This window comes from Qipengyuania sp. HL-TH1 (assembly GCF_036365825.1).
Taxonomy (GTDB): domain Bacteria; phylum Pseudomonadota; class Alphaproteobacteria; order Sphingomonadales; family Sphingomonadaceae; genus Qipengyuania; species Qipengyuania profunda.
In genome coordinates, this window is record NZ_CP142675.1 from 1,380,230 (window position 1) to 1,406,137 (window position 25,908).

Annotated in this window: 29 protein-coding genes; 7 read left to right on the forward strand and 22 right to left on the reverse strand. The window is 65.0% G+C overall.

Annotation, left to right across the window (positions count from 1 at the left end; genetic code table 11):
* Window positions 1-32: 32 nt before the first annotated feature.
* From dnaN to VWN43_RS07330, 4 genes are all read right to left on the reverse strand, one after another.
* Entirely contained in the window at window positions 33-1,157 is a 1,125-nt protein-coding gene (dnaN, locus tag VWN43_RS07315) for a DNA polymerase III subunit beta (protein ID WP_253515353.1), read from the reverse strand.
* A gap of 147 nt (window positions 1,158-1,304) precedes the next feature.
* Window positions 1,305-2,057, reverse strand: coding sequence for a 3-oxoacyl-[acyl-carrier-protein] reductase (fabG, locus tag VWN43_RS07320; RefSeq protein ID WP_320182108.1), 753 nt, complete (start codon window positions 2,055-2,057; stop codon window positions 1,305-1,307).
* Window positions 2,057-2,995 (reverse strand): ACP S-malonyltransferase, encoded by a 939-nt coding sequence (gene fabD, locus VWN43_RS07325; RefSeq protein WP_320180047.1) that lies wholly within the window; start codon window positions 2,993-2,995, stop codon window positions 2,057-2,059. The genes fabG and fabD overlap by 1 nt, the downstream gene beginning before the upstream one ends.
* A 22-nt stretch (window positions 2,996-3,017) precedes the next feature.
* Window positions 3,018-3,842, reverse strand: coding sequence for an LD-carboxypeptidase (locus VWN43_RS07330; RefSeq protein ID WP_320180046.1), 825 nt, complete (start codon window positions 3,840-3,842; stop codon window positions 3,018-3,020).
* Window positions 3,843-3,895: 53 nt separating this feature from the next.
* Between VWN43_RS07330 and VWN43_RS07335 the strand changes: the two genes are divergently transcribed.
* The gene (locus tag VWN43_RS07335; RefSeq protein ID WP_320180045.1) at window positions 3,896-5,323 is read left to right on the forward strand and encodes a glutamate ligase domain-containing protein; all 1,428 of its coding nucleotides are present in this window, start codon (window positions 3,896-3,898) and stop codon (window positions 5,321-5,323) included.
* On the opposite strand, the gene VWN43_RS07340 is transcribed toward VWN43_RS07335, so the two are convergent.
* Both VWN43_RS07340 and VWN43_RS07345 read right to left on the reverse strand, forming a co-directional pair.
* On the reverse strand, window positions 5,320-5,958 hold the full coding sequence (locus VWN43_RS07340) for a glutathione S-transferase family protein (RefSeq protein ID WP_320180044.1): 639 nt from the start codon (window positions 5,956-5,958) through the stop codon (window positions 5,320-5,322). The two genes, VWN43_RS07335 and VWN43_RS07340, sit on opposite strands and share 4 nt — an antisense overlap.
* Window positions 5,951-6,901: a DUF808 domain-containing protein gene (locus tag VWN43_RS07345; RefSeq protein WP_320180043.1), complete on the reverse strand. Its 951-nt coding sequence runs from the start codon at window positions 6,899-6,901 to the stop codon at window positions 5,951-5,953. The genes VWN43_RS07340 and VWN43_RS07345 overlap by 8 nt, the downstream gene beginning before the upstream one ends.
* A 214-nt stretch (window positions 6,902-7,115) precedes the next feature.
* On the opposite strand from VWN43_RS07345, the gene rpsF reads away from it, so the two are divergent.
* The 5 genes from rpsF (at window position 7,116) to VWN43_RS07370 (ending at window position 10,757) form a co-directional block, all read left to right on the forward strand.
* Window positions 7,116-7,481: a 30S ribosomal protein S6 gene (rpsF, locus tag VWN43_RS07350; protein ID WP_253515345.1), complete on the forward strand. Its 366-nt coding sequence runs from the start codon at window positions 7,116-7,118 to the stop codon at window positions 7,479-7,481.
* Window positions 7,481-7,705 (forward strand): 30S ribosomal protein S18, encoded by a 225-nt coding sequence (rpsR, locus tag VWN43_RS07355; protein WP_094062939.1) that lies wholly within the window; start codon window positions 7,481-7,483, stop codon window positions 7,703-7,705. The genes rpsF and rpsR overlap by 1 nt, the downstream gene beginning before the upstream one ends.
* Window positions 7,706-7,715: 10 nt before the next feature.
* Entirely contained in the window at window positions 7,716-8,384 is a 669-nt protein-coding gene (gene rplI / locus VWN43_RS07360) for a 50S ribosomal protein L9 (RefSeq protein WP_320180042.1), read from the forward strand.
* Between the two features lie 132 nt (window positions 8,385-8,516).
* Window positions 8,517-9,956, forward strand: a complete 1,440-nt coding sequence (locus VWN43_RS07365; protein ID WP_253515340.1) for an AMP nucleosidase — start codon at window positions 8,517-8,519, stop codon at window positions 9,954-9,956.
* A 27-nt stretch (window positions 9,957-9,983) separates the two neighbouring features.
* Entirely contained in the window at window positions 9,984-10,757 is a 774-nt protein-coding gene (locus tag VWN43_RS07370) for an SDR family NAD(P)-dependent oxidoreductase (protein WP_320180041.1), read from the forward strand.
* A gap of 13 nt (window positions 10,758-10,770) precedes the next feature.
* Here VWN43_RS07370 and VWN43_RS07375 read toward each other — a convergent pair whose 3' ends face one another.
* The 14 genes from VWN43_RS07375 to VWN43_RS07440 form a co-directional block, all read right to left on the reverse strand.
* The gene (locus VWN43_RS07375) at window positions 10,771-11,736 is read right to left on the reverse strand and encodes a sensor histidine kinase (RefSeq protein ID WP_320180040.1); all 966 of its coding nucleotides are present in this window, start codon (window positions 11,734-11,736) and stop codon (window positions 10,771-10,773) included.
* Between the two features lie 71 nt (window positions 11,737-11,807).
* Window positions 11,808-12,713, reverse strand: a complete 906-nt coding sequence (gene rimK, locus VWN43_RS07380) for a 30S ribosomal protein S6--L-glutamate ligase (protein WP_253515334.1) — start codon at window positions 12,711-12,713, stop codon at window positions 11,808-11,810.
* 10 nt (window positions 12,714-12,723) lie between these two features.
* On the reverse strand, window positions 12,724-13,188 hold the full coding sequence (locus VWN43_RS07385) for an ATP-dependent zinc protease family protein (RefSeq protein WP_320180039.1): 465 nt from the start codon (window positions 13,186-13,188) through the stop codon (window positions 12,724-12,726).
* Window positions 13,185-14,201 (reverse strand): YncE family protein, encoded by a 1,017-nt coding sequence (locus VWN43_RS07390; RefSeq protein WP_320180038.1) that lies wholly within the window; start codon window positions 14,199-14,201, stop codon window positions 13,185-13,187. Before VWN43_RS07390 ends, VWN43_RS07385 begins: the two co-directional genes overlap by 4 nt.
* The gene (locus tag VWN43_RS07395; RefSeq protein ID WP_320180037.1) at window positions 14,195-16,042 is read right to left on the reverse strand and encodes a M2 family metallopeptidase; all 1,848 of its coding nucleotides are present in this window, start codon (window positions 16,040-16,042) and stop codon (window positions 14,195-14,197) included. The genes VWN43_RS07390 and VWN43_RS07395 overlap by 7 nt, the downstream gene beginning before the upstream one ends.
* 69 nt (window positions 16,043-16,111) lie before the next feature.
* A complete protein-coding gene (locus VWN43_RS07400; RefSeq protein ID WP_320180036.1) occupies window positions 16,112-16,630 on the reverse strand; it encodes a hypothetical protein in 519 nt (172 codons plus the stop codon).
* Window positions 16,627-17,382 (reverse strand): alpha/beta fold hydrolase, encoded by a 756-nt coding sequence (locus tag VWN43_RS07405; protein WP_320180035.1) that lies wholly within the window; start codon window positions 17,380-17,382, stop codon window positions 16,627-16,629. The genes VWN43_RS07400 and VWN43_RS07405 overlap by 4 nt, the downstream gene beginning before the upstream one ends.
* Window positions 17,379-18,026: a 2-hydroxychromene-2-carboxylate isomerase gene (locus VWN43_RS07410; RefSeq protein WP_320180034.1), complete on the reverse strand. Its 648-nt coding sequence runs from the start codon at window positions 18,024-18,026 to the stop codon at window positions 17,379-17,381. The genes VWN43_RS07405 and VWN43_RS07410 overlap by 4 nt, the downstream gene beginning before the upstream one ends.
* A gap of 98 nt (window positions 18,027-18,124) precedes the next feature.
* Window positions 18,125-18,682, reverse strand: a complete 558-nt coding sequence (locus tag VWN43_RS07415; RefSeq protein WP_320180033.1) for a hypothetical protein — start codon at window positions 18,680-18,682, stop codon at window positions 18,125-18,127.
* A complete protein-coding gene (locus VWN43_RS07420) occupies window positions 18,679-19,704 on the reverse strand; it encodes an aspartate-semialdehyde dehydrogenase (RefSeq protein ID WP_320180032.1) in 1,026 nt (341 codons plus the stop codon). Before VWN43_RS07420 ends, VWN43_RS07415 begins: the two co-directional genes overlap by 4 nt.
* An 85-nt stretch (window positions 19,705-19,789) precedes the next feature.
* Window positions 19,790-22,036, reverse strand: a complete 2,247-nt coding sequence (locus tag VWN43_RS07425; RefSeq protein ID WP_320182107.1) for a S9 family peptidase — start codon at window positions 22,034-22,036, stop codon at window positions 19,790-19,792.
* Window positions 22,037-22,339: 303 nt separating this feature from the next.
* Window positions 22,340-22,708 carry a 50S ribosomal protein L19 gene (gene rplS / locus VWN43_RS07430; protein WP_301298458.1) on the reverse strand — a complete coding sequence of 123 codons (369 nt, stop codon included), beginning with the start codon at window positions 22,706-22,708 and terminating at the stop codon, window positions 22,340-22,342.
* Window positions 22,705-23,445, reverse strand: coding sequence for a tRNA (guanosine(37)-N1)-methyltransferase TrmD (trmD, locus tag VWN43_RS07435; protein WP_320180031.1), 741 nt, complete (start codon window positions 23,443-23,445; stop codon window positions 22,705-22,707). Before trmD ends, rplS begins: the two co-directional genes overlap by 4 nt.
* Before the next feature lie 51 nt (window positions 23,446-23,496).
* Entirely contained in the window at window positions 23,497-23,811 is a 315-nt protein-coding gene (locus tag VWN43_RS07440; RefSeq protein ID WP_320180030.1) for a hypothetical protein, read from the reverse strand.
* A 131-nt stretch (window positions 23,812-23,942) separates the two neighbouring features.
* On the opposite strand from VWN43_RS07440, the gene VWN43_RS07445 reads away from it, so the two are divergent.
* The gene (locus VWN43_RS07445; RefSeq protein WP_320180029.1) at window positions 23,943-24,857 is read left to right on the forward strand and encodes an NAD(P)/FAD-dependent oxidoreductase; all 915 of its coding nucleotides are present in this window, start codon (window positions 23,943-23,945) and stop codon (window positions 24,855-24,857) included.
* 23 nt (window positions 24,858-24,880) lie between these two features.
* Here the strand turns inward: VWN43_RS07445 and rimM are convergent, their stop codons facing one another.
* Together rimM and rpsP are read right to left on the reverse strand one after the other, a co-directional pair.
* Window positions 24,881-25,381: a ribosome maturation factor RimM gene (rimM, locus tag VWN43_RS07450; RefSeq protein WP_320180028.1), complete on the reverse strand. Its 501-nt coding sequence runs from the start codon at window positions 25,379-25,381 to the stop codon at window positions 24,881-24,883.
* Window positions 25,382-25,389: 8 nt separating this feature from the next.
* A complete protein-coding gene (gene rpsP, locus VWN43_RS07455) occupies window positions 25,390-25,890 on the reverse strand; it encodes a 30S ribosomal protein S16 (protein ID WP_253515315.1) in 501 nt (166 codons plus the stop codon).
* Window positions 25,891-25,908: the final 18 nt, after the last annotated feature.

The window sequence follows — 25,908 nt, forward strand, 5'->3', positions numbered from 1 at the left end:
GGCTACCGACCTGCCGGTGCGAATGCGAGCGATTAAACCCGCATTGGCATCAGCACGTAAAGCGCGGGCGAATTCTCGTCCTTGCGGATCAGCGTCGGGGCGCCGGCATCGGCCAGGTGGATTTCCACCGTGTCGGCATCGATCTGGTTGAGGATGTCCTTGAGATAGCCCGCGTTAAAGCCGATCTCGAACCCGTCGGACGAATATTCGGCCGGCACTTCCTCGGTCGCGGTGCCGTTGTCGGGGCTGGTAACCGTCAGCGTGACCTTGTCCTTGTCGAGCCCCATCTTGACCGCACGGGTCTTCTCGGTGGCGATCGTCGCGACACGGTCGACGCCCTCGTGGAAGCTCTTCGGATCGAGCCTCAACAGCTTGTCGTTACCCGTTGGAATAACGCGCGAATAATCCGGGAAGGTGCCGTCGATCAGCTTGCTGGTCAGGACCACCCCGCCCGTCCCGCCAAGCTTGAAGCGGACCTTGCTGGCCGACAGGTCGATCTGGACATTACCGTCGAGCGATTCGTCGAGCAGCTTGCGCAATTCGGCCACCGCTTTGCGCGGCACGATGACATCGGGCATGCCCTCCGCACCCGCGGGGCGCGGCAGGGTGAAACGCGCGAGGCGGTGGCCATCGGTGGCGGCAGCCCTGAGCACGGGTTCATTGTCGTCCGAGACGTGGAAGAAGATACCGTTGAGATAGTATCGGGTTTCTTCGGTCGAGATCGCGAAGCGGGTGCGGTCGATCAGTTCGGACAGCGTCTTGGCGGGCAGTTCGAAGCTGGTCGGCAGGTCGCCTTCCACGATCACGGGGAAATCGTCGCGCGGCAGCGTGGGCAGCGAGAAGCGGCTGCGCCCGGCGTTGATCGCCATGCGGTTGTCCGCCGCCTCGAGGCTGACCTGCGACCCTTCGGGCAGCTTGCGCGCGATATCGAACAGCAGATGCGCCGAAACCGTGATCGCGCCCGCGCTGTCGACGCTGGCATCCATATGCTCGACAACCTGCAGATCGAGATCGGTCGCCATGACCTTCAGCGAATTGTCGCCTTCGGCCTCGATCAGCACATTGGAGAGGATGGGGATGGTATTGCGGCGTTCTACGACCGACTGCACGTGGCTGAGACAACGCAGCAGCGTCGCGCGTTCGATGGTGGCCTTCATGGTCCTACTTTCGTCCCTTTTGGGCGCCTGGCAGGCCGGAATCGCCCCACCAGCGCCGGAATACGGATAGTCACCCTAGCGGGGCGGGCTTGGGGGGCAAGGCCGGACGCCGCGGCGCCGCAATTCCTTGGGGAAAAGTGGGCGGAATCAGCCCATCATCGCCATGCCGCCGTTCACATGCAGCGTCTGGCCGGTGACATAGGCTGCCTCGTCGCTGGCAAGGTAGGCCACAGCGGCGCCGATCTCGTCGCCCTCGCCCATGCGGCCCATCGGAATGCGGCCGTTGATCGCCGCCTTCTGATCGTCGGTCAGCGCCTCGGTCATCGCAGTGCGGATGAAGCCGGGGGCGACGCAGTTCACGGTGATGTTGCGACTGGCCAGTTCCTGCGCGAGGCTTTTAGACATGCCGGTAAGCCCCGATTTGGCAGCGACATAGTTCATCTGCCCCGGATTGCCGGTATGGCCGACGACGCTGGTGATCGAGATGATCCGCCCGCCCCTGGCCTTCATCATCGGCCGCGCGCTGGCGCGCATCAGGCGAAAGCTCGCCTCGAGATTGATGCGGATGACCTGGTCCCACTCGTCATCCTTCATCCGCATCGCCAGATTGTCGCGCGTGATGCCGGCATTGTTGACGAGGATGTCCATGCGCCCGAGCGTATCGACAGTGGCCGGGATCAGTTCCTCGACCTGCGTCGTGTTCGACAGATCGCAGGTGATCTCGACATGGTCGTGGCCGAATTCATCGTTGAGCTGTTCGCGAAAGGCGCGCAGCTTGTCGCCATTCGAGCCCGACAGCGCGAGGCGCGCGCCCTGCTTGGCCAGCGCATAGGCGATCGACGAGCCGATTCCGCCGCTGGCACCGGTGACAAGGGCGGTTTTGCCTTCGAGGCTGAACATCATGCGTTCTCCTTGGCGAAATTCTCGAGGTCTTCCATGGTCACGAGGCTGACCGTGGTCGCCTCCTTGTCGATGCGGCCCACCATCGGGGCAAGCACCTTGCCGCCCACTTCGACGAACCGTTCGATCCCGGCTTCGCGCATCGCCAGTACGCTTTCGCGCCAGCGGACGCGGCCGGTGATCTGCTCGACCAGAAGCGCCTGCTCTTGCGCCGGATCGGTGACACGCGCGGCGGTGACATTGGCGAACAGCGGTACGGTGAAAGCCTGCGGCGGCGTCGCTTCGAGCGCGTTCTTCATGCGCAGCGCAGCGGGGCCCATCAGCGAACAGTGGAACGGCGCCGAGACGGGCAGCTTGATACCGCGCTTGATCCCGTGATCCTTGGCCATTTCGATCGCGCGGTCGATCGCCTCGGCATGGCCGGAGATAACCACCTGCGTCGGGTCGTTGTCATTGGCGACTTCGCAGACCTGGCCCTGGGCCGCTGCCTCGGCCAGCGCGGTGGCCTTTTCGATATCCGCGCCGAGCAGCGCGGCCATCGCGCCGACGCCGATCGGAACCGCATCCTGCATGGCGATGCCGCGCAGGCGCAGCAGCTTGGCGGTGTCGGTCAGCGAGAATGCCCCGGCGGCGCACAGCGCACTGTATTCGCCAAGCGAATGGCCCGCGACGCAATCGGCGCTCTGGGCGAGAGCGATCCCGAATTCCTTTTCGAGCACGCGTGCGGTGGCCACCGAATTGGCCATGATCGCGGGCTGGGCATTGGCGGTCATGGTCAACTCGCTCTCCGGCCCATCCTTCATCAGCGCCGAGAGCTTCTGCTTGAGCGCCTCGTCGACCTCTTCGAACACTGCGCGGGCATGCGCGCTGGCGTCGGCGAGGTCGGCGCCCATGCCGACTTTCTGGCTTCCCTGTCCGGGAAAGATGAATGCAGTCATGTAATTCTCCTCGCCGCCGCGCCTAGTCGCGCGCGGCGCGCGCCTCAAGCCCGAAGGGGACAATCTTGTTGGCAGCATCGTGGCCGATATCCGCCCTGCCGAGGTAGGGAATGCCGCTACGCCGGCACCAGTCCTGCGCAATCGCGACCTCGTCGCTGCCGAAGGGGCGGTCGTTCTCGGGGATATCGCTGATCCGGCCGAGGCGCAGGCCCGCGATGCCGCCAAGGTGCTGCGTCACATGAAACAGCAGCCGGTCCACCGCATAGAGATGCTCTGCCACTTCCTCGATCATGACGACATGGCCCGACAGGTCCGGGGCAAGCTCGGTCCCGACCAGCATCGCCAGCGTGGCGAGGTTGAAAGCCACCGCGGGGCGCGTATCGAGGCCGGGTTCGAGACCGTCCTCCTCGCCCTTGAACCAGACGAGCGCACGCTCGATCGCTGCGGCGCCGCCCTCGCGCCGGACATCGCCCGCCAGCGGCCCATGCGCGACGCGCCCGATGCCATGCCTGTACAGCGCGGCGAGCAGGAAGCCGGTGTCCGAATAGCCGAGATAGGACTTGGCCCGCGCTGCCGCGTTCATTTGCGCGACCGCCTGCGGGGCGATGCGGTTCGAACCATAGCCGCCCATCGCGAACCACACCGCATCGAAACCGGGATCGTTGGCGCAATCGAGCAAGGCGGCGAGCCGCACGTCGTCGCTACCGGCGAAATGCCCGTCTTCGGCAAAGCATTGTTCGTGGAACTGCAACGATACGTCGCTGCGCCCCGCCACCAGCGCTTCGACCGCCTCTGCCCGTTCGCGCTTCAACCGCTTTCCGGGGGCGCAGATCGCAATTCTGACCATGCGCCCTGCTAGCGTGCTTGTATCGCGCGGCACAACTCAATAGCTGCACGCGCATGAGCGATATGCCCACTCCAGATGAATTGTTCGCCCGTCCCTTCTTCTTCTGCGGGATCGGCGGATCGGGAATGCTGCCGTTGGCGCAGATCCTCAAAGGTCGCGGCTGCACGGTCGAGGGATCGGATCGCAGCCACGATCAGGGCCGCACGCCCGACAAATTCGCCGCGCTCGAACAACAGGGTTTTACGCTGCATCCGCAGGACGGCAGCGGGATCGTCTCGGCCGGGCATATCCTCGTCGCCAGCGCTGCAGTGGAGGACACCGTACCCGATGCCAAGCGCGCCAAGGAACTGGGCTGCCTGCGGCTGACCCGCGCCGAGCTCAATTCGATCCTCTTCAACACCAGCGGTGCGGGGCTGGCGGTGGCCGGGACCAGCGGCAAGTCGACCGTCACCGGGATGCTCGGCTGGATCCTCCATGCCTGCGGGCGCGAACCGACGATCATGAACGGCGCGGTGATGAAGAACTTCGTCTCGCCCGAACGCCCCTATGCCAGCGCGGTGATCGGCGGGCAGAGCCTCTATGTCAGCGAAGTCGACGAGAGCGACGGGTCGATCGCGCTCTATCGTCCGGCGGTCGGCGTGCTGCTCAACGTCAGTCTCGACCACAAGAGCATGGAAGAGCTGCGCCAGCTGTTCGGCGATTACCTGTCGCGCAGCCGCATCTCGGTGATCAACGCCGACGACCCCGAAGCGCTGGCGCTGCTGCCGCATGCCAAGGAAGTCGTCACCTTCGGGATCGAGCAGGAGAAGGCGCAGATCGGCGTGGTCCCGGGCTCGATCGCGGAAGGCCCGATGCGGCAGGCCGCTCTGGTCATCGACCGGCATGACGGGAGCGAGCATGCGCTGACGCTCGACCTGCCCGGGCGGCACAACCTGTCCAATGCGCTGGCGGCCATCGCCGGTGCGGCCGCCGCGGGCATCCCGGTGGCCAAGGCGGTCGCCGCGCTGGCTGGCTTTGCAGGGCTCGCGCGCCGCTTCGACATTATCGGCACCAGCGCCTCGGCCATCACCGTGATCGACGATTTCGGCCATAATCCCGAGAAATGCGCCGCCACGCTGCGCACGCTCAAGGCGCACCCGGGCCGCGTGCTCGCCTTCTTCCAGCCGCACGGCTACGGGCCCCTGCGCCAGATGGGCGAGGAACTGGCCCAGACCTTCGCGCAAGAATTGGGCGATGGCGACCGCGTGATCCTATGCGATCCGGTCTATTTCGGCGGCTCGGTCGATCGCAGCGAAGGCAGCGAGCGGATCGTGCGGCTGATCGAGGAAGCGGGCGGGCATGCGGAACACATCCCCACCCGCGAGGCAGTGGGCGACCGGCTGGCCGAAATCGCCCAGCCCGGCGACCGGATCGTGATCATGGGCGCGCGCGACGACACGCTGAGCGTATTTGCCCGCGGCCTGTTCGACCGGCTGCTCTAGATCGCGGCGGGGCCCGCGGCCTCACGCGCCACTGCGCGGCGATATCCCTCGCGTGCGGTCAACCGGTCGCGGTAGTCCCTGAGCGATTGCGGTAAGCCCTCGTCCAGCCCGACGCGGCCCGCCAGGATCAGCGCATAACCGCAGCAGATATCCGCCACGGTAAAGCGATCCGCGCACAGGAATTCACGCGTTTCGAGGCGCTGCTCGAGCTTGACCAGCCGCTTCCAGAACCACTTCGCATAGGCTTCGCCCGCCTCGCTCCAGCCCTTGTCCTTCTCGAACAGGGCAAAGCGCATATAGACGGTCTGCGGGAAGGTTATCGTCGCATCGGCGTGATAGGTGAAGTCGAGATAGGCGGGATAATCCGGCTCCCCCGGTGCCACAACCAGCGATTGGTCCGCGCCTTTGGTCGCCAGATAATGCGCGATGGCGCAGCTTTCGGTCATCTGCACCTCGCCCTCGACCAGCATGGGCACCGTACCCAGCGGATTGGTCTCGAGATATTCGGGCACGGTGAAGCGCGGCGGGAACGGCAGCAGCTTCAGCTCGACATCGACTCCGGCCTCCTCCGCCGCCCATGTCGCACGCAGCCCGCGCGAACCGGCGCAGGTGTAGAGAACCGGCCGCTCAGCCATGGCCGTGCGTCTTCCCGATCTTGAACACATTGTGGATCACGATAGCGAGCACGAAACCCAGCCCCAGCCCGGCCAGTGCGGACAGGCCGGCATAGGTCGTCCAGCCGAGGATACCCGAGAGGCCGCCGGTGACGCCCTCGACCATGTGCTGCACGCCATGCGCCCAGTCCGAAGGCCCATGGAGGCCAAGCTCGTGGAGGCTGTGCAGGATGATCCCGCCGCCGACCCACAGCATCGCGATCGTGCCGACGAAGGACAGCGTCGTCAGCAGATAGGGCACCGAGGTGACGAGGAACTGGCCGAAGGTCTGCGCCAGCTCGGAGCTCTTTTCGCGCAGGTGCAGGCCGATGTCGTCGAGCTTCACGATCAGCGCCACCGCGCCATAGACGAACAGCGTCACCGCTATCCCGACGATCGCGAGCACACCCGCGCGGACGATGAAATCCTCCGAGGCCACTTCGTTGAGCGTGATCGCCATGATCTCCGCCGACAGGATCAGATCGGTACGGATCGCGCCCGCGACCCGCTGTTTCTCGAAGGCGACGGGATCGGCGATCTCGTCGTCCACCGTCAGGCCGTGTTTTTCGCTACCCAGTTTCTCCATTACCTTTTCCGCCCCTTCGTAGGACAGGTAGCCGCCCCCGAGCATGAGGATGAAGATGATCGCGCTGGGTAGCAGCCAGCTCAGCAACAAGGCGCCGGGCAACAGGATGATCAGCTTGTTCTTCAAGCTGCCCTTGGTGATATTCCAGATGATCGGCAGCTCGCGCGCAGGGCTGAGGCCGGTGACATAGCTCGGCGTGACCGCCGCATCGTCGATCACGACGCCCGCCGTCTTCGTGCCGGCGCGGCTGGCCGCCACCCCGATATCGTCGACCGAGGCGGCCGCCGCGCGGGCGATGATCGAAACGTCGTCGAGCAGGGCTACTAATCCACCGGGCACGCAATACTCCTTTGTTGCAGACGCAATGCCGCCCTGCCCTCCCGGTTCCGCGCTGCCAAGCCCCGAACGTGGCTTGCATTCGCGGCCAATCCCGCTATGTGCGCGCATCCCTCATGTCCGGCGATACCGGATTCGGGGATGACGAAGAAAGCCGGAGGGGCCCCGCAATCCCGCGGATCAGCCAGCGATCGGCCATATGTGAAAGGACAAGGGCATGGCTCTATACGAGCATGTTTTCCTGGCGCGACAGGACCTGAGCCAGGCTCAGGTCGACCAGCTCGCCGCCACCGCTACCGAAATTGTCGAGCAGAACGAAGGCAAGGTCACCAAGACGGAGACCTGGGGCCTCAAGAACCTCGCCTACAAGATCGACCGCAACCGCAAGGCGCATTTCGTGATGCTCAACATCGAGGGCCCCGGCGCCGTCGTGCAGGAGCTCGAACGCCAGACCCGCATCAATGAAGACGTCATCCGCTACATGACCATCCGTGTCGAAGAGCACGAAGAAGGTCCCAGCGTGATGATGCGCAAGAACGAGCGCGATGCGAAGAAGCGCCGCGACCGCGAGGAGCGTAACTGATGGCCCGCCCGTTTTTCCGCCGCCGCAAGTCCTGCCCCTTCTCGGGCAAGAACGCTCCCGCGATCGACTACAAGGATGTGCGCCTGCTGCAGGGCTTCATGTCCGAGCGTGGCAAGATCGTCCCCAGCCGCATCACCGCCGTCAGCGCGAAGAAGCAGCGTGAACTGGCCAAGGCCATCAAGCGCGCCCGCCACATCGGCCTGCTGCCGTACATCGTGAAGTAGGGGAATAACCATGGATATCATTCTCCTTCAGAGGATCGAAAAGCTCGGCTCGATCGGTGACGTGGTCACCGTGAAGGACGGCTATGCCCGCAACTTCCTGCTTCCGCAGAAGAAGGCCCTGCGCGCCAACGAATCGAACAAGAAGGTCTTCGAAGCGAACCGCGACCGCCTGGAAAAGGAAAATGCGGAACGTCGCGGCGAAGCCGAGAAGGCTGGCGAAAAGGTCCAGGGCGAAGAAATCGTCCTGATCCGCGCAGCGTCGAACACCGGCCAGCTCTACGGCTCGGTCAACGTGCGCGACATCGCTGCATCGCTGGGCGAAAAGGGCCACGAGATCGACAAGAAGCAGGTCATCATGGGTGATCCGATCAAGGCGATCGGCATGCATGAAGTCCGCATCGACCTCCACCCCGAAGTCTCGGTCACGGTGAAGGCCAACGTCGCCCGCAGCGACGACGAAGCCGAACTGCAGAGCCAGGGCATCGACGTGATGGCGCAGATGTTCGAAGACGAACAGCGCGAGATCGAAGAAGCTGCCGAAGCCAACCGGACCGATCCGACCCTCGAACCCGGCGAAATTCCCGCCGATATGCTCGAAGACGGTGTCAGCACCGAAGACGGCGTGAGCGAGACCGAAGCGAAGATCGAAGCCACGGCGCTGGACGGCGACGAAGGCTGATCCCCGCGATCACGATCAAAACAGGGCGCGGCGGCTTCGGTCACCGCGCCCTTTTTGTAAGTACCGCCCGCACACCCTATGTGCAGGCACGAGACGCGAAAGCGAAAACAACAAGAGGCAGGAGGAACGCCCATGGATTCGATCGAACAGACCCTCGACCGGCTTGAGAAGATCTACGACGCCGCGGTGGAACGGCTGCGCGAGGATGTGATCGCCTTTGGCCGCGAACGCGAGATTCCCGCCCCCGAACGGCGCAGCGACGGCAGCTATGCCTATCCCGAACTGCGGCTGCGGTTTCGCGGCGGCGACCAGCCCGAGGATCGCAACCGCGCCTTTGGACGGCTCAACGCGCCGGGCCTCTACACCACCACCGTCACCCGCCCCGCGCTGTTCCGCGATTACCTGCGCGAACAGCTCGAACTGATCGACGAGAATTACGAAGTCGAGATCGAGGTCGGATCGTCGAAGCAGGAAATCCCTTTCCCCTATGTCCTCGACGGCCAGGCCGGCGCGGAGCTGGTCGGCGTCGACCCCAACCTCATCGCGCGGCATTTCCCCTCGACCGAGCTGGCCGATATCGGTGACGAGCTGGCCGACGGCATCATGCTCGAAAATGCCGACGATCCCATCCCGCTGTCGCTGTTCGACGGTTTGCGGACCGATTTCAGCCTCGCGCGGCTCGCGCATTACACCGGCACGAGCACCGAGCATTTCCAGCGGTTCATCCTGTTCACGAACTATCACCGCTATGTCGATGAATTCGTTGACTGGGCCGGTTCGCAGCTCGGCAAGGACGGCTATACCGCGCTGGCCGGTGCGGGCGGCATGATGCTGACCGAGCAGACCGACAACGCTCGCGCCCAATTGTCCGACACTGCATGGCGCCGGCACCAGATGCCCGCCTATCACCTGGTTGGTCCCAACCGCGAAGGCATCACGCTGGTCAATATCGGCGTCGGCCCGAGCAATGCGAAGACGATCTGCGACCACCTTGCAGTGCTGCGACCCGAAGCGTGGCTGATGATCGGCCATTGCGGCGGCCTGCGCCCGAGCCAGAAGATCGGCGACTACGTGCTTGCCCATGCCTATCTGCGCGACGATCACGTGCTCGATTCGGTGTTGCCGCCGGAAATCCCCCTCCCCGCGATTGCCGAGGTCCAGCAGGCGCTCGCGGGCGCCGCGCAAGAGGTATCGGGGACGCATGGCGCCGACCTCAAGCGGCGCATGCGCACCGGCACCGTGGTCACCACCGACGATCGCAACTGGGAGCTGCGCTATACCAGTTCGGCGCATCGCATGAGCCTGAGCCGTGCGGTCGGGGTCGATATGGAAAGCGCAACGATCGCCGGCCAGGGATACCGCTTCCGCGTACCCTATGGCACGCTGCTGTGCGTGTCCGACAAGCCGCTGCACGGCGAGATCAAGCTGCCCGGCCAGGCCAATGCCTTCTACGAGGAAGCCATTGCGGCGCATCTCCAGATCGGTGTGACCGCGTGCAAGCTGCTGAAGGCGGAAGGCCCGCGCCTCCACAGCCGCAAATTGCGCGCTTTCAACGAACCGCCGTTCAGGTAAGCTCGCTCCCGACAAGGGGAGAAATGCATGACCGAGACAGTGGACCGCTCGCGCTCGATCGCGGGGCGGGTGGCAATCGTGACCGGCGCGGCGAGCGGCATGGGCGCGGCCACCGCCAGGCTGTTCGCCGCCGAAGGCGCGCAGGTCGCGGTGACCGACCTCGATCTGTCGGCATGCGAAGAACTGGCGGCAGAATGCGGCAATGGCGCGCGTGCCTACGCGCTTGATGTTGCCGACAAGCAGGCGATCGCCGGTACCGTGGCGCAGATCGCGGCGGATTTCGGGCGGATCGATATCCTCGTCAACAATGCCGGCGTGTCGAGCTTCGCCCCGCTCGATGACGGCGATGCCTATGAAGAGGTCTGGCACCGCGCGCTGGCGGTCATGCTGACCGCGCATCAGCGCATGGTCCGCGCCGCACTCCCGCATCTGCGCGCCAGCGATGCCGCGCGGATCGTCAATATCGCCAGCACAGAAGGCCTCGGCGCGACACCCGGCGACACACCCTATGTCGCCGCCAAGACCGGCGTGACCGGTCTGACCCGCGGGCTCGCCGTCGATCTCGGGCCGGAAGGGATCACCGTGAACTGCATCTGCCCCGGCCCGATCCGCACCGCGATGACCGCCGCGGTGCCCGACGAACACAAGACGATCTACGCCAAGCGGCGCACCGCGCTCAAACGGTATGGCGAACCCGAGGAAGTCGCGCATATGACGCTGTCGCTGGTGCTGCCCGCGGCAAGCTATATCACCGGGGCGGTCATCCCGGTCGATGGCGGGTTGATGGCGCGCAACGCATAGGCCCTGCGCGCACTCAGCCGGTGACAGTCACCACGCAGCGCAGCCCTTCGGGGCGGTAGTCGAACTCGACCTGTCCCGCGCCGCCAAGCACGATCGACATCATCCGCGTACCGAAGCCGGGCTGTATATCCGCCTCGACCGGAGGACCGCCGCTTTCTTGCCAGACCAGCTGCATCCCGCGAGCGGTTTTCTCGATATCCATCGCCACGCGTCCTGCCGGACTGGCAAGCGCGCCATGGGCGATGGCATTGGTCAGGAGCTCGTGCACCACCAGCGTGAAGCCTTCGGCGACATTCCCCTCCAGTCGGGGTCTGCCGCTCACTTTCACCGTTACCCTGTCCGCGACATCCTCGAACGCCGCAAGTTCGCCTTCGATGATCGTTCGCGGGCTGAACAGCTGGTCGGCATTCTCCACCAGCAGGTCATGCGTGCGCGACAAGGCGGCGACGCGGCCCTCCAGCGCCCTGCCAAACCGGCCGACATCGCTTGCCTTGCGGGACGACATCGAAATCATCGCGCGGATCGTGGCGAGCATGTTGCGGACGCGGTGGTTGAGTTCCGCGGTAAGGGTTTCGAGCCGCGTCTCGTTGCGCTTGGTATCGGTGATATCGATCACATGGCCGATGATCTTGGTCGGCGCGCCATCGACTATCAGCGGCCGCCCCGCGCCGCTGATCCAGCGTTCTTCGCCCTCGGCCCGGGTGATGCGGCACTCGAAAACCCAGTCCTCGCCGCGTTCCAGCGCTTGCTTCTGGCGGTCATCGACCTCCCCCCGATCCGCAGGGATCACATGGTCGAGGAATTGCTCATAGGTCCATTGCGGAAGTAATTCATCGTAACCGAATATCTCGTCATGCCGGAAATTGCGCCATGCGGTGCCGGTTTCCAGATCGAGCTCCCAAATGCCGATCTGGCCGGCGGCAAGGACCAGCCTCAGGTGATCGAGCGACGATTCGGCAAGGTGCTCAAGCTCAGGCATGCGGCCAATCTATCCACGTTGCGGGCGGCGCCCAAATATTTTTCGCATAGCGCCATGCGGCGCAGGGAAGATCACCCCTGCCCCTTGGTCTTGGTCTTCCCGTCCCTCGCGCGCTTCTCGATGAATTCGATGATCATCCCGGCGATATCCTTGCCGGTCGCATTCTCGATTCCTTCGAGCCCCGGCGAAGAATTGACTTCCATGATCACCGGGCCGTGGTTGGACCGCAGCATGTCGACGCCGCAGACGTTGAGGCCCATGCGCCCCGCCGCACGGACGGCGGTGCTGCGTTCCTCGGGAGTAATCTTGATCAGCTGCGCGCTGCCGCCGCGGTGCAGATTGCTGCGGAAGTCGTCGGGCGCGCCGGTGCGCTTCATCGCCGCGACGACCTTGCCGCCGACCACCAGCGCGCGGATATCGGTGCCGCCCGCTTCCTTGATGAATTCCTGCACCAATATGTTGACGTTCGCGCCGCGGAAGGCCTCGATCACCGATTTGGCGCTGCTCATGGTTTCGGCCAGCACCACCCCGATGCCCTGCGTGCCTTCGAGCAGCTTGATCACCACCGGCGGCCCCTTGACCGCCCTGATGATCTCTTCTGCGGCCTTGGGATCGTTGGCATAGGCGGTCAGCGGCAGGCCCAGCCCGTGCTTGGCGAGAATCTGCATGCTGCGCAGCTTGTCGCGGCTGCGCCCGATCGCCACGCTTTCATTGAGCGGCCAGCAGCCGCGCATCTCGAACTGGCGCAGGATCGCGAGGCCGTAATTGGTGATCGAGGCGCCGATGCGCGGGATCACCGCATCGTAGCCGATGCAGGGTTCGCCATTGTAGAACACTTCGGGCTTGTGGCTGGCGATATGCACCGTGCAGCGCGTCGTGTTAAGGATATCGAACTGGTGCCCGCGTTCCTCCGCCGCCTGTTGCAGGCGCTGGTGCGAATAGAGATTGGCGTTCCGCGCCAGCATGGCGATCTTCATCGTAGGCTCCTCAGGGCTTGTGCCCCTTCGTCGTTTTGCGCTCGGGCGTCTGCAACCAGGAATAGCCGCTGTCGACTACAAAACGCCGGCGCAGCGACGAACGGCCGATCAGCATGGGGAATTTCATATCCCGGCGGTCGGCGAGGCTGATTTCGGCGCGGAATTCCAGGTCCCCGATCCGCATGGGCGTCTTGATGACATAGCGCCGCTGCGTCTCGCCGTTAGAGCTGGTGATGCCGCGGATATCGACATGCACCGCCTCGCATACCTGGCGCACGTGCTGCTGGTCGAAATCGACCGCGAAGCGGACGAATTTCTCGCCGCCGCGCTCGAATTCCTCAAGCACCGTACCGTGCAGCGAGGACGTGCGCGCGCCGGTATCGATCTTGGCCGGCATGGCATGCAGCCCCAATTCGGGCAGGTGGACCAGCTCGCGCCAGCCGACGACGGGCAATGCGTTGCGTTTCGCGCTCATTCGACGATCGCGATCCCGTCACCGCCGCCTTCGCCCGGCAGCCGGCGCAGCACTGTGCCGCTGGCGAAATCGACCTCGGCGATCGTGTTCGCGGTGGTTTCGGCGACATATATTCGCTCACCATCGGGCGAGAACAGGATCGTCACCTGCGTGCGCGCCTCCGCCTCTGCCGGACTCGACACGGCGATACTGCGCACGACTTCGCCGCTCGCGGTATCGATCACGCTCAGCCCGCCATCGGCGAGATCGGAGGTGACCGCGTAATCGCCCTGCGGACGCAGGGTGATGCGCAAGGGAAACGCGCCCGTTTCGACCCGCTGGCGGATCGCGAGCGTCTGCTGGTCGAGCTCGAAGGCAGCGTTGGAGCCGCGCGCGGACACCCACAGCGTGTCACCGTCCGGAGACAGCCAGATGCCTTCGGGTTCCTCGCCGATCTCGACCGAACGCGGTGCGCGCCGGGTCTTGAGATCGATCAGGCTGACCGTCCGCGACCCCAGATTGGTGGTCCAGGCGTGCAAGGCATCGGGTGCGATGGCGAGCATATGCGTGCCCTGCTGGCCCGAGGCATATTCGAAGGCTTGCGCTGCGCCCAGCGGGTCGCGAATCCAGACAATCGACTGCCGGCCCTCGGCGGTAGCGTAGAGATCGCCCTTGGCATGCCATACGATCCCGTGCGGGCGCGCATTCTCGCCCAGATCCACGCTCGCGACGCGTTCGAGATCCGCAGTGCGGAAAATATCGACCGTCTGCCCGCCGTAACAGGCAAGCGCGACATGCGCCCCGCCGGGGGCGGTCGCCAGTTCATGCGGGTTGGCGCAGCTGGCGACCGAAGCGACCACCGCGCCGCTCTCCAGATCGACCTTCGACAGCATATTGCCGAACTTGCCCGCCACGAACAGCGCGCCATCGACATCCGCAGCGGTGGGAAGCGAGGGAGCATCCCCGCCCCCCATGACGGGCGCACAGGCGGCCGCCAGCGGGAGCGTGAGGAACGAGGCGAAGCGGCCTACCACCCTTCGGTCTTGCCCGCATTCTGCTCGTCGAGCCACGCCTTGAGCGGCGCGAAATACTCGACCATTGCGGCGCCGCTCATCTGGCGCTCGCCAGTAAAGGCTTCGAGCGCATCGGGCCACGGCTTGCTGGCGCCCATTTCGAGCATTGCATCGAGGTTCTTGCCGACCTCTTCATTGCCGTAGAACGAACACCGGTGCAGCGGCCCGTCCCAGCCCGCCTGGTCGCAGGCCGCCTTGTAGAACTGGAACTGCAGGATCCGGGCGAGGAAATAGCGCGTGTAAGGCACATTGCCCGGGATGTGGTATTTGGCGCCGGCGTCGAACCCGCTTTCATCGCGCGCGACCGGCGGCGTGATGCCCTGGTATTCCAGGCGCAGCGCATTCCAGCCGGTGTTGAGCTGGTCGGCGGGGATCGACCCGTCGAACAGGCCCCAGCGATAGCGGTCGACCATCAGGCCGAAGGGCAGGAAGGCGACCTTGTCCATCGCCTGGCGCAGCAGCAGCCCGATATCCTTGTCGGCGCTGGGCACGTCGGCCTCGTCGAGCATGTCGATCTGGACGAGATATTCGGGGGTGATCGACAGCGCGATCATGTCGCCGATTGCCTCGTGGAACCCGTCATTGGCGCCGTTGAGGTGCAGGTAGTCCTGCTGGTTGTAGGCGCGCTGGTAGTAATTGTGGCCCAGCTCGTGATGGATGGTGACGAAATCGTCTGCATTCTTCTTGATGCACATCTTGATGCGCAGATCGTCGACATTGTCGACGTCCCAGGCGCTGGCATGGCAGACGACATCGCGGTCCTGCGGCTTCACGAACTGGCTGCGCTCCCAGAAGGTGCCCGGCAGCGGGTCGAAGCCGAGCGAAGAGAAGAACTGCTCGCCCGTGCGGACCATCTGGATTTCGTCGAGGCCCTTGGTGGTAATCAGGTCGGTGAGGTCGTACCCGATGTCGCCCGCGCCTTCGGGCGCGACCAGCGGGTAGATATTGCCCCATTCCTGCGCCCACATATTGCCGAGCAGATCGGCGCGGATCGCGCCGGTGGCGGGCTGCACATCGTCGCCGTATTTCTCGTTGAGCTTGCTGCGGACATAGGTGTGCAGCGCCATGTAGAGCGGCTTCACTTCTTGCCACATGCGTTCGGTCTCGCCGGCGAACTGGTCGGGGTCCATGTCGTAGTTCGAACGCCACATCGCGCCCAGATCGGCAAAGCCGAGTTCCTTCGAGCCTTCGTTGGCGATGGCGATCATGCGCTGGTAATCCTCGCGCATGGGCGCACCGACATTTTCGTGCCAGCTGGTCCACATTTCGGCGAGTTCTGCAGGCGTGCGCTCGAGATTGCCCATCTCGGCCTCGATATCGCTGCCGTTGATTTCCTTGCCATTGAGCGTGCCCGTGCCCTGGCCATAGGCCGCGCCGAGCTTGGTGGCGATTTCGTTGAGTTCGGTCGCCGCGCCATCGCGGACGGGCGCGGGCATGACGATGCCGTTGCGCAGGATATCGAGCTTGCGAGCGACTTCGGGGTCGAGCCCCGCAACGCGCGCATATTGCGCCGCTTCATTGGCATATGTCACCGATTTCTCGGTCGCCTGCGCGCCGTATTTCGCTGCCAGCTGGTTGCTGTCATGGACGATATAGGTGTTGTTGAGCCACAGCACCCGGCCGTATTCGACCGAGAAATCGAACATGTCCTGCTCGACCATCGCGACCCAGTCGGCGGCGCCCTGCGGCGTCATCGGATAGGCGGATACGGCCGCTTCGGATGTCTCCGCATGATGATCGGCCATGGCCGGGGCGGCGAGCGAGACGGCAAGCGCGGAGAGCGCGACGGATGCGAATTTCATGCGGGTCCTCTCAGGATCGGAATGATGTGGTTTCACGTGCTACCGGATTGCACCTGCCGCGCAGCTTAATCAAGCGGTTGGCGCGGCAAACCGGCGGATGATCCATGCCGCGATCACCCCGAGGAAGGTGACGATCCAGGCGGCGACCTTTACCGGACGCGCAGTGGCAGCAATGCCCGCCAACTGGTCCGACCCCTGATCCCGCAGCAATTGCACCAGTTGTAGCAGCGTTTCGGTATAGTCGGTCAGCACGAATACCACCGCCGCTGCGGCCACACCCGCGCCGATGATCCGGACGATACCGCCCATCGCCATGAAGCTGCGCCCGGCGAGCCAGCTACCCCAGCCATAGATGGCGATGAACACCAGATCGCCGATCATGGCGAAGATTGCCAGTGGCCGCACGCCGCCCGCGTGCCATTGCGCATGGATTTCATCGACCCGCGCGGCCGTCGCGGCGGCCTGGTGTTCGGCAATACCGAGCGTCACGTCCGCTGGCGCGGTCACCGCGAGACTGAGCGCGACGACCACGGCGAAGGCCACGAGGCCCCACATCCACCAACCCAATACGGGGCGTTTGCTGCTCATGTCTTGTCTCCCAGCCAGTCGGCGATCGCCTGCCCGAGGTCGGGCTTGGTCACGCTGCTCATATGCGTCCCGGGTACTTCGGCGAAATCGGCGTCGGGCAACAGCTTCGCCAGATCGGCGGCCGAACCATTGTCGCGGTCCTCGTCGCCGCAGACCACCAGCGTCGGCATGGTGATATTGTCGAGGAGCGCGAGATCGAGATCGGGCATGGTGCCAAGCAGCAGCCGCGCCGCGACCCGGTCGACCCCCTGCGACTTGAGGAACTGCATCGAGAAATAGTCGGGATCGCCCTTCGGAATCGCATCGAACTCGTCGATCACGCGGCGGAACTTGGCCGCGCGGCGCTGCCATTCGCCCAGCCCCGCGGTCCCCATGCCGCCAATGACCAGATGCGCAGGCGTCAGCACGCCATGGGCAACGCCGTGCAGCGACGTGCGCGCGCCGAGCGAGAAGCCGCCGAGGTCGTAATCGTCGAGCCCGAGATGATCGACCAGCGCGGCCACGTCGCGCACCAGCACATTGCTCGGATAGCTTGCGGGATCGTGCGGCGCGGCGCTGTCGCCATGCACGCGGAAATCGAGCATCAACACTTCGAACCCCTGCGCCGCGATCGCCTCGTGATGCCCCCATTTGATCCAGTTCATCTGCGCGCTGGAAAACAGGCCGTGCAGGAGGACGAACGGCCGCCCTGCCCCATGCCGATGCAGCGCCAGCCGTGTGCCGTCGAAACTGTCGAAGAATTCGGTGGTCATCGCTTCGCCAGCCCCTGCTGCTCCATCCGCCACTGCGCCATTTCGATACGGTCCTGCCCGAAGAACGGTTCGCCCTCGAACACCAGCGTCGGCACGCCCCAATGACCCGAGGCCTCGAGTGCATCCTGGTTGGCGGCGATTTCGGCGTCGAGCGTGTCTTCCTCGGCGGCGACCTCGCGATCGATCTCCGCCGCGTCGAGCCCGGCGCGTTCGAGCGCGCCGGCGAGGTGGTCGCCTTCGTGCCAGTTTTCCTGCCCGCCCCAGATCAACTGCCCCGCCTCATGCGCGAAGACGAGGCCCCTACCCCTTTGTGACGCAGCCTGACCCATGCGCGTGACGCGGCGGATATAGGGCTGCTCGGCGGCGATTTTGCGTGTGGCGGCATCCTGCACGATCGGATCGGGGCGCGGCGGTCCGAAGGCAATGCCGTGAAACTGCGCCACGCGCATCATGTCGCGCAGCGTATAGGCCAGCCAATTGGGATGGTTGCGTTCGAAGAAATCGGGTTCGCGGATCGCCAGCGGCCAGACCGGGAGCAGCGCGATGGCGAGATCGTAGTGCTCGGCCATGGCACGGTACCGGCCGACCGAAAGATAGCTGTAGGGCGAACGGAAGCTGAAATAGAGCTCTGCGGTCAGGGTCATGCAGAGACTTATACATCTCCATCGTCCCAGCGGAAGCTGGGACCGCTATCGGCCTTGCGCCAGGTGGAGAGCGATCCCGCCTTGCGCGGGGAGGACGGTCAGCGGAAGAAGCAGCTTATCCCCGCCTGCAGCGCAGTCACCGTCTCGCCATCCTCGGCAAAGCCCGTGATCGTGCCGTAATCGGCAGTGGTATACTGGAATTCGCCCGGCAGCGTGGTGTCGAGTTCGCGGACCTGCCGTTCGCGCTTGATATCCGCGAAGGTGGTTTCACCCGGACGCACGCCGTCCGACGTGGCCATGCCCTCGCCCTCGCGCAGGAACCAGCCGGCGAAGCTGCCGTCCAAATAGGCAATCTGGAGCGCGCCGAACTGGCTGAACTCCATCGGTCCGGCCCCGCATTCCTCATTGCTCGAAGTTCCGGGCGCGGCGCCAAAGGCGGCCTCGATCGCCTGGTCGACCTCGGCCCGCGGCGCGCCGAAGCGCAGCGGTTCCGCGCCTTTCGCCCCCAGCCCATTGGCATCGACCACGATCGCAACGTCGCTGAGATCGACGCTCGCAGCAGACGACGCGGTCTCGACCGGCTCGGGCGCGGGTTCGGACTGGCCGCAGGCGGCGAGCGCCAGCGGCAGCGCGAGCAGGAGCGCGGTCCGGATCATCCCTTCTTGAGGCATTCGCGGCCCAGCAATTCGGCGATCTGCACTGCATTGAGCGCTGCGCCCTTGCGCAGATTGTCCGATACGCACCACAGGTTGAGGCCGTTTTCGACCGTGGGATCCTCGCGCACGCGGCTGATATAGGTCGCGCTGTCGCCCGCGGCTTCGACCGCGGTGATGTAGCCGCCGTCCTCGCGCTTATCGACCAGCATGCAGCCCGGCGCCTCGCGCAGGATGTCCTGCGCCTCGGCAGCGGAAATCTCGTTCTCGAACTCGATGCTGACCGCTTCGGAATGCCCGACGAAGACCGGCACGCGCACGCAGGTCGCGGTAAGCTTGATCTTCGGGTCGAGGATCTTCTTGGTCTCGACCACCATCTTCCATTCTTCCTTGGTCGACCCATCGTCGAGGAAGACATCGATATGCGGGATGACGTTGAAGGCGATTTGCTTGGTGAACGTCACCGGCTCGACTTGGTCGCCGACGAAGATCGCGCGGCTCTGCTGGAACAATTCGTCCATCCCCGCCTTCCCCGCGCCCGACACCGACTGGTAGGTCGAGACGACGACGCGCTTGATCGTGGCGGCATCGTGCAGCGGCTTGAGCGCCACGACGAGCTGCGCGGTCGAGCAGTTGGGATTGGCGATGATATTGCGCTTGGCATACTCGTGGATCGCCTCGGGGTTCACCTCGGGCACGATCAGCGGCACGTCGGGGTCCATGCGGTAGAGCGAGCTGTTGTCGATCACCACGCAGCCCGCGGCCGCCGCCTTGGGGGCGAATTCCTTGGCCGGGCCGCTGCCCGCAGCGAACAGCGCGATGTCCCAGCCGGCCCAGTCGAAATGCTCGATATTCTTGCATTTGAGCATCTTGCCCGTGTCGCCGAATTCGACCTCGGTGCCATGCGAACGCGAACTGGCGACAGCCGCCACCTCGTCGCAGGGGAACCCGCGCTCGGCGAGGACCTGCATGATTTCACGCCCGACATTTCCGGTCGCGCCGACCACGGCAACACGATAACCCAAATTACGTCTCCAGTATCTCTAGGCCGCCGAGATAGCGATTAGCTACGCACCCGCAAGCGCACATTCGATTGCACGGGCTAAAGCGTCATTCGGGCGGGGTTACGCCGTGGCTCTCGAGAAACCGGAAGATCGTGTTGTAGCGATGCGGCGAGATCCGCTCGCCCGAAACGCGGTGCGTGTATCCGGGATAGAGCATCATCTCGAACGGCACGTTGGCTTCCTGCATCGCGGAGATGATCTCGGTCGCGTTTTCGAACACCACATTGTCATCGGCCATGCCATGGATGATCAGCAGCGGATCGACGATCTTGGCCGCGTCGGGGATTGCGCTCGTCGCGGCATAGGCGGCGCCGCCCGCTTGCGGCGTGCCCATGTAGCGCTCGGTATAATGCGTATCGTAGAGCTCCCAGCGGGTGACCGGCGCGCCGCTGATGCCGGCGGCATAGTATCCCGGATCGGCCTGCAACTGCTTGAGCGTCATGTAGCCGCCGTAGGACCAGCCATCGATTGCGATCTTGGCGGGATCGACGAAGTCGAGCGCCTTGAGATACTCCGCCCCCGCCTTCTGGTCGCGCACTTCGACCCCGCCCATCGCGCGATAGATCGGCTGTTCGAAAGCCACACCGCGATTGGCCGACCCGCGATTGTCGAGCGCGAACCAGATATACCCCCGGTCGACCACCGCCTGCTGCAGGGCGCCGTTCCAACCCTTGTTGACGATCTGCGGTCCCGGCCCGCCATAATGATAGAAATACACCGGGTAGCGCTTGCCCGGCTCCAGTTCGGGCGTCACCATTTCCCAATAGAGCGGCGTGCCGTCCTCCGCCGGAAGCGTGCCATATTGCACCGGTCGATGGCTGGCGAGGAAGGGCGCATAGGGATGCGTGCCGTCGAGCGCGTTTTCCTCGATCCAGGCGAGGCGCTGGCCCTGCTGGTCGGCGATATAGCTTTGCGGCGGTGTGTTATCGTTCGAACGGCTGACGACCAGCGTTTGCGCCTTGTCGTCCATGCTCGCCGAATTGGCATAGGCGGGATCGGTCAACAGCGTGATCTGCGATGGATCGGCGAGATCGAAGGCATAGACCTGCTGCGCGAGGACATCGTCCTTCGTGCCCTGGAAAAACACCCGTCCGGCATCCTGGTCGACCCCGACCAGCTTGGTCACGACCCATTCGCCCCGGGTCAGCTGGGTCCATGCGCCATCGGCGTAGCGGTAGAGATGACCGTAGCCGTCGCGTTCGGACCACCAGATCAGGCTGCCGTCATCGAGCCATTTGTAATCGTCCGACAGATTGATCCAGTAATCGTCCACCGCGGCGCGCTCGGTGAACAGCACTTCGCTGGTCCCCGTCGTCGGATCGACCTTCAGCATATCGAGCACGGTCTGCTCGCGGTTCTGGCGCTGGACATAGAGCGCGCTGCCATCGGGCGCCCAGTCGACCCGCGCGAGATAGATGTCGGTGTCCTCTCCCAGATCGACCTGCACGCGGTTCTGGCCATCGGGGTCCATGACATACAGCGCGACTTCGGCATTGGCGCTGCCCGCGACTGGATAGCGCTGGTCGAACACCTTGGTGCCGGTAGCGCCGATCGCCGCGCGCGTCACCACGCCGACCATGCTTTCGTCGAAGCGCTCGACCGCGATACGCCTGTCCTCGGGGCTCCACCAATAGCCGGTCATCCGGCCCATTTCCTCCTGCGCGACGAACTCGGCCTCGCCCCAGCGAATCGCCTCGCCTTCCTGCGGTGTGACCGGCCGGGCCTCGCCGCCCACCTCGCCGACCCACAGCCGCCGGTCGCGGACGAAGGAGACATGGGTGCCCGTGCTGCTCAGCGCGGGATTGAGCTCGCTTTCCTCGGTATCGGTCAGCCGCACGACCTCGCCGCCCAGCCGCGCGAGATAGAGATCGCCGTCGAGTGGGACGAGCACGCCGGTGCCATCCTCGGTCCATTGATAGTCGATAATGCCCGCGAGGTTGCCGACGCGCGCGCGTTCGCGCTGCATCTTCTCGTCCTCGGACAATTCGCGCCCCGTCCCCAGCGCCTCGCTGTCGACCAGCATCGTCCATGCCGCGCTCTCGCGGTCATAGGCCCACAAATCGTAGCGCTGGCGATCCTCCTCGCGGTTGCGCAGCAACGTGAGATAGCGACCATCGGGCGACAGCTTGACCTTGCGCGGGCTCGGCCCGTCGAGATCGGGCGACGCGAAGACGCGTTCGAAACTCAGTTCCATCGGCGCGGTCTCCGTGCTCTGCGGGGTGGTCTGGGCGGCAAGCGGCGCAGCGAGGCAGGTGCCTAGCGCCAGCGCGGCGGTCAATTTCAACGGCCTCATCATCTCTCCGGTCAATGCAGGCAGGGGTACATCGGCTGCGGCTCCTTGCAACGAGCGCGAGCGAAAGCAAGCGCGCGCCGCGCAAACACACCTAATTTCAGCTTAAGCGCGAGCGTTGAAATTCGGCTAAGACCTTGGGGCGACAGTGGCCATGACCCCGGGCGGCCCATTCCGGTTTACCGGCCGCGCGGGGTCAAACACAGGAGGCCAGTTGCGGTCCCCTTCACGCTTCCCACGAAAAAGGGCGGCCTTCCCAACGGGAGGCCGCCCTCAATCTTCTCACGAAGAGAAACGGGTTGGTGCTTACGCCTTGGGCGCGTTGTCGCGGCGCTCGGCGATGCGGGCGCGCTTGCCGGTGCGGCCGCGCAGGTAGTAGAGCTTGGCGCGACGCACGATACCGCGGCGGACCACGGTGAGGCTGTCGACGATCGGCGAGTAGAGCGGGAACACACGTTCCACGCCTTCGCCGAAGCTCATCTTGCGGACGGTGAAGTTGCTGCCCATGCCGCGGTTCGAGCGGGCAATGACGACGCCTTCGAAATTCTGGACACGCTCGCGAGTGCCTTCGACAACCTTCACGCCGACGCGAACGGTGTCGCCCGCACGGAATTCGGGAATGTCCTTGCCGAGGTTTTCAATCGCTTCGGCTTCGAGCTGCTGGATCAGGTTCATGCCTGGTCTTCCTGGTTTTTTCGCCGCGCGCCAGAGGCAGGTCGGTCCCGATCGCCACTGTAGCGATCCCAAAGGTCCGGCCTGCGTAACCGTGTGTCTTCCTCGCTCCTTGCCTTGCGCCAAGCAGCGATCTTCGCATGATCCCCCGATCGCAGCACTTCAGGGATCGTGCGCCCTTCCCATTGCTGAGGTCGGGTATATTGCGGATATTCGATGAGCCCGTTTTCGTAGGACTCCTCGACTCCGCTATCGGGCGCGCCCATTACGCCGGGAAGCAGGCGAATGCAAGCGTCGAGAATGGCCAGCGCGGCGGTCTCGCCGCCCGACAGGACGATATCGGCAAGGCTGACCTGCTCGATCTGCGGATAGGCCTCGAAAATACGCTCGTCGAAGCCCTCGAAACGCCCGCACAAAATGGCCACGCCAGGTCCCTGCGCGATGGCGCGGATGCGCGCCTGCGATATCGGCTTGCCGCGCGGGGTCATGGCGAGGATCGGCCGCCCCTCGCCCACGCTGGCGATCGCCGCGCCGAGCACATCGGGTTTGAGCACCATCCCCGCGCCGCCGCCCGCAGGCGTATCGTCGACGGTGCGGTGCTTGTCCGTGGCGAAATCGCGGATCTGCACGGTCTCGCACGACCAGTCGCCGCGCTCGAGCGCGCGGCCTGCCAGCGAGACCCCGAGGGGTCCCGGAAACATCTCGGGATAGAGCGTCAGGATAGTGGCGGCGAAACCCATGGCGCGCGCCCTAGCGGCCAATCGCGACCAGCACCATAGCGCGAACCACCATCAGCGGATCGGCAGGCGCTGATCCGCAGGTTTGGCGCGCACGCGCGGGGCGGTCGGCACGACTTTGCCGACCATGGTCGAGGTTACGACGCCGAGCACCACCAGTCCTCCGGCGCCGAGCAGGTCCATGCCCTGCAGGGTGACGCTATCGGCTTCGGTCAGCCGCGCGCCGAGCACCGCGGCCAGCGGCGCGCCGCCCGCGAAGAGATGGCGCAGGCGCGGCCCGATCGAAGGCGAAACCTTGGCGACGACCGCGCTGAGCCCCGCTGCCATCGCGGCATAGGATCCCGCGAGAAATACAACATTGTCGATCATCGGTCTGCAGCCCTCCGTTTGGTGGGGCAACGTTGTGGCATGGCCGCCGCCCGGTGCAAAGCGCGGGTCGGTCGGGCAGCCATTATCCCTCTGCGAACGGCACACTTCGGGGCCTGGTGCGTAGGTGGGCCATGGATGTCGACGATTGCATCATCGTGGGTGCGGGGCCCGCCGGGCTGACCGCCGCGATCTATCTGGCGCGCTACCACCTCTCGATCCGCATGTTCGACTGCGGAACCAGCCGCGCAAGCTGGATCCCGACCAGCCACAACCATGCAGGCTTTCCCGAGGGCATCAACGGCAATGACCTGCTCGAGCGGATGCGCGACCAGGCCGCCCGATACGGCGCACTGCGCGAGCCGAAGCGGGTCACCGACCTCAAGCGCGAAGACCGCCACTTCGTGGTCTGCTGCGAGGAGGAGGAATTCCGCGCGCGCACGGTCCTGCTCGCCACCGGCGTGGTCAACAACCGGCCCGAGGGAATCGACGAGCAGTTCCACGCCGAAGCGATGCAGCGCGGGCTGATCCGCTATTGCCCGGTGTGCGACGGCTATGAAGTCACCGACCAGCGCGTCGCGGTGATCGGCACCGGCGATCATGGCACGGCGGAGGCGCAGTTCGTCCGCACCTATACCAGCGATCTGACGCTGGTTTCGCCGGATGGCGACCACGATCTATCGGCGCAGTGTTCGCGCGCGCTCGACGAGGCGGGGATCGCGCGGATTGCCGGCCCCTGCGGCGGCTATGCGATCGAGAACGGGCGCATTGCCTTCGATACCGCCGAAGGGCGCAAGACCTTCGACACGGTCTATCCCGCGCTTGGCTCGGTGGTTCGCTCAGGCCTGGCGGTGAGATGCGGCGCGGAAGTGACCGACGGCGACTGCATCATTGTCGACGACCATCTCGAAACCAGCGTGCCGGGGCTGTTCGCTGCGGGGGACGTGGTGCTCGGGCTCGACCAGATCAGCCATGCGATGGGCCAGGCGGGTGTCGCGGCGACCACGATCCGCAACCATCTCGCGGCGGAACGGCCGCTCAGGCGCTAGCCAAGCCAGTTTTTAGACGGCCGTTACCGCTCCCAGAAATCGTCGGCGATGGTCAGGGTCTCGGCGGTCCATCCCAGGACGGCCTGCTCGGTCAGCGGGACCATGAATTTCTTGCCGTCGACCTGTTCGATCTCGACGATGTCGGTGGCGCCGTAATTCTCGACCGCGCAGACCTGTCCGACCGGCTCGCCCTTGTCGCTGACCACCGCAAGCCCGAGCAGGTCGGAGAAATAGAATTCGCCCTCTTCCAGCGCGGGCAGTGCCTCGCGCGAGACGGACAGGGCGGTGCCCCGCAAGCGCTCCGCCGAGGTGCGATCCGCAACCTCGGTAAAGCGTGCGATGGCACCGCCCTTGTTGTCGCTGCGGATCTTCACGAGGGTCAGCGTGCCCCCGGTCTCACCCGCATCGAAGCGCTTGTGCGGCTTGAGGGCATCCACCCCCTCGCCGAACAGCTTCAGCCGGACCTCGCCCGTCACCCCATGCGCACCGGTGACGGCGGCAAGCGTGACGGGTTTGTCCGACATACAGCCGCTTACTCGGCCTTGGCTTCGGCGTCGTCTGCCGCAGCTTCCTCGGCGGGAGCGTCTGCGGCAGCGGCGTCTTCGGCCGGTGCTTCTTCAGCGGGGGCTTCTTCAGCAGGCGCTGCAGCAGCGGTCTTGGCTTCTTCCTCGGCAGCCTTGGCGGCTTCTTCGGCTTCGGCGACCTTGGCGGCCTTTTCTTCAGCGCGTTCCTTGGCGGCTTCGCCCGGCTCACCCTTCTTGGGGTTGTTGCGCTGTTCGCGCTCGAGGATGCCCGCGGCGTCGAGGAAACGGTGGACGCGGTCGCTCGGCGTGGCGCCAACGCTCAGCCAGTGGCGTGCGCGGTCTTCGTCGAGCTTCACGCGCTCGCCCGAATCCTTGGGCAGCATCGGGTTATAGGTGCCGATCTGCTCGAGATACTTGCCGTCACGCGCTGCGCGCGAATCGGCGACGACGATGCGGTAGTAGGGGCGCTTCTTGGCACCACCACGCGAAAGCCGGATTGCAACTGCCATTGTGTATTACCTTTCGAA

Coding starts and splice junctions, on each gene's coding strand:
- rpsP (WP_253515315.1), bottom strand. CDS start 25,890: ATGGCAGTTGCAATCCGGCTTTCGCGTGGTGGTGCCAAGAAGCGCCCC.
- VWN43_RS07395 (WP_320180037.1), bottom strand. CDS start 16,042: ATGAAATTCGCATCCGTCGCGCTCTCCGCGCTTGCCGTCTCGCTCGCC.
- VWN43_RS07375 (WP_320180040.1), bottom strand. CDS start 11,736: ATGCCTGAGCTTGAGCACCTTGCCGAATCGTCGCTCGATCACCTGAGG.
- VWN43_RS07415 (WP_320180033.1), bottom strand. CDS start 18,682: ATGATCCGGACCGCGCTCCTGCTCGCGCTGCCGCTGGCGCTCGCCGCC.
- VWN43_RS07405 (WP_320180035.1), bottom strand. CDS start 17,382: ATGACCACCGAATTCTTCGACAGTTTCGACGGCACACGGCTGGCGCTG.
- VWN43_RS07440 (WP_320180030.1), bottom strand. CDS start 23,811: ATGATCGACAATGTTGTATTTCTCGCGGGATCCTATGCCGCGATGGCA.
- rpsR (WP_094062939.1), top strand. CDS start 7,481: ATGGCCCGCCCGTTTTTCCGCCGCCGCAAGTCCTGCCCCTTCTCGGGC.
- VWN43_RS07330 (WP_320180046.1), bottom strand. CDS start 3,842: ATGGTCAGAATTGCGATCTGCGCCCCCGGAAAGCGGTTGAAGCGCGAA.
- VWN43_RS07365 (WP_253515340.1), top strand. CDS start 8,517: ATGGATTCGATCGAACAGACCCTCGACCGGCTTGAGAAGATCTACGAC.
- rimK (WP_253515334.1), bottom strand. CDS start 12,713: ATGAAGATCGCCATGCTGGCGCGGAACGCCAATCTCTATTCGCACCAG.
- fabG (WP_320182108.1), bottom strand. CDS start 2,057: ATGTTCAGCCTCGAAGGCAAAACCGCCCTTGTCACCGGTGCCAGCGGC.
- VWN43_RS07340 (WP_320180044.1), bottom strand. CDS start 5,958: ATGGCTGAGCGGCCGGTTCTCTACACCTGCGCCGGTTCGCGCGGGCTG.
- VWN43_RS07425 (WP_320182107.1), bottom strand. CDS start 22,036: ATGAGGCCGTTGAAATTGACCGCCGCGCTGGCGCTAGGCACCTGCCTC.
- rpsF (WP_253515345.1), top strand. CDS start 7,116: ATGGCTCTATACGAGCATGTTTTCCTGGCGCGACAGGACCTGAGCCAG.
- dnaN (WP_253515353.1), bottom strand. CDS start 1,157: ATGAAGGCCACCATCGAACGCGCGACGCTGCTGCGTTGTCTCAGCCAC.
- trmD (WP_320180031.1), bottom strand. CDS start 23,445: ATGGGTTTCGCCGCCACTATCCTGACGCTCTATCCCGAGATGTTTCCG.
- VWN43_RS07370 (WP_320180041.1), top strand. CDS start 9,984: ATGACCGAGACAGTGGACCGCTCGCGCTCGATCGCGGGGCGGGTGGCA.
- rplS (WP_301298458.1), bottom strand. CDS start 22,708: ATGAACCTGATCCAGCAGCTCGAAGCCGAAGCGATTGAAAACCTCGGC.
- VWN43_RS07410 (WP_320180034.1), bottom strand. CDS start 18,026: ATGACCCTGACCGCAGAGCTCTATTTCAGCTTCCGTTCGCCCTACAGC.
- VWN43_RS07445 (WP_320180029.1), top strand. CDS start 23,943: ATGGATGTCGACGATTGCATCATCGTGGGTGCGGGGCCCGCCGGGCTG.
- rimM (WP_320180028.1), bottom strand. CDS start 25,381: ATGTCGGACAAACCCGTCACGCTTGCCGCCGTCACCGGTGCGCATGGG.
- VWN43_RS07400 (WP_320180036.1), bottom strand. CDS start 16,630: ATGAGCAGCAAACGCCCCGTATTGGGTTGGTGGATGTGGGGCCTCGTG.
- VWN43_RS07335 (WP_320180045.1), top strand. CDS start 3,896: ATGAGCGATATGCCCACTCCAGATGAATTGTTCGCCCGTCCCTTCTTC.
- rplI (WP_320180042.1), top strand. CDS start 7,716: ATGGATATCATTCTCCTTCAGAGGATCGAAAAGCTCGGCTCGATCGGT.
- VWN43_RS07385 (WP_320180039.1), bottom strand. CDS start 13,188: ATGAGCGCGAAACGCAACGCATTGCCCGTCGTCGGCTGGCGCGAGCTG.
- fabD (WP_320180047.1), bottom strand. CDS start 2,995: ATGACTGCATTCATCTTTCCCGGACAGGGAAGCCAGAAAGTCGGCATG.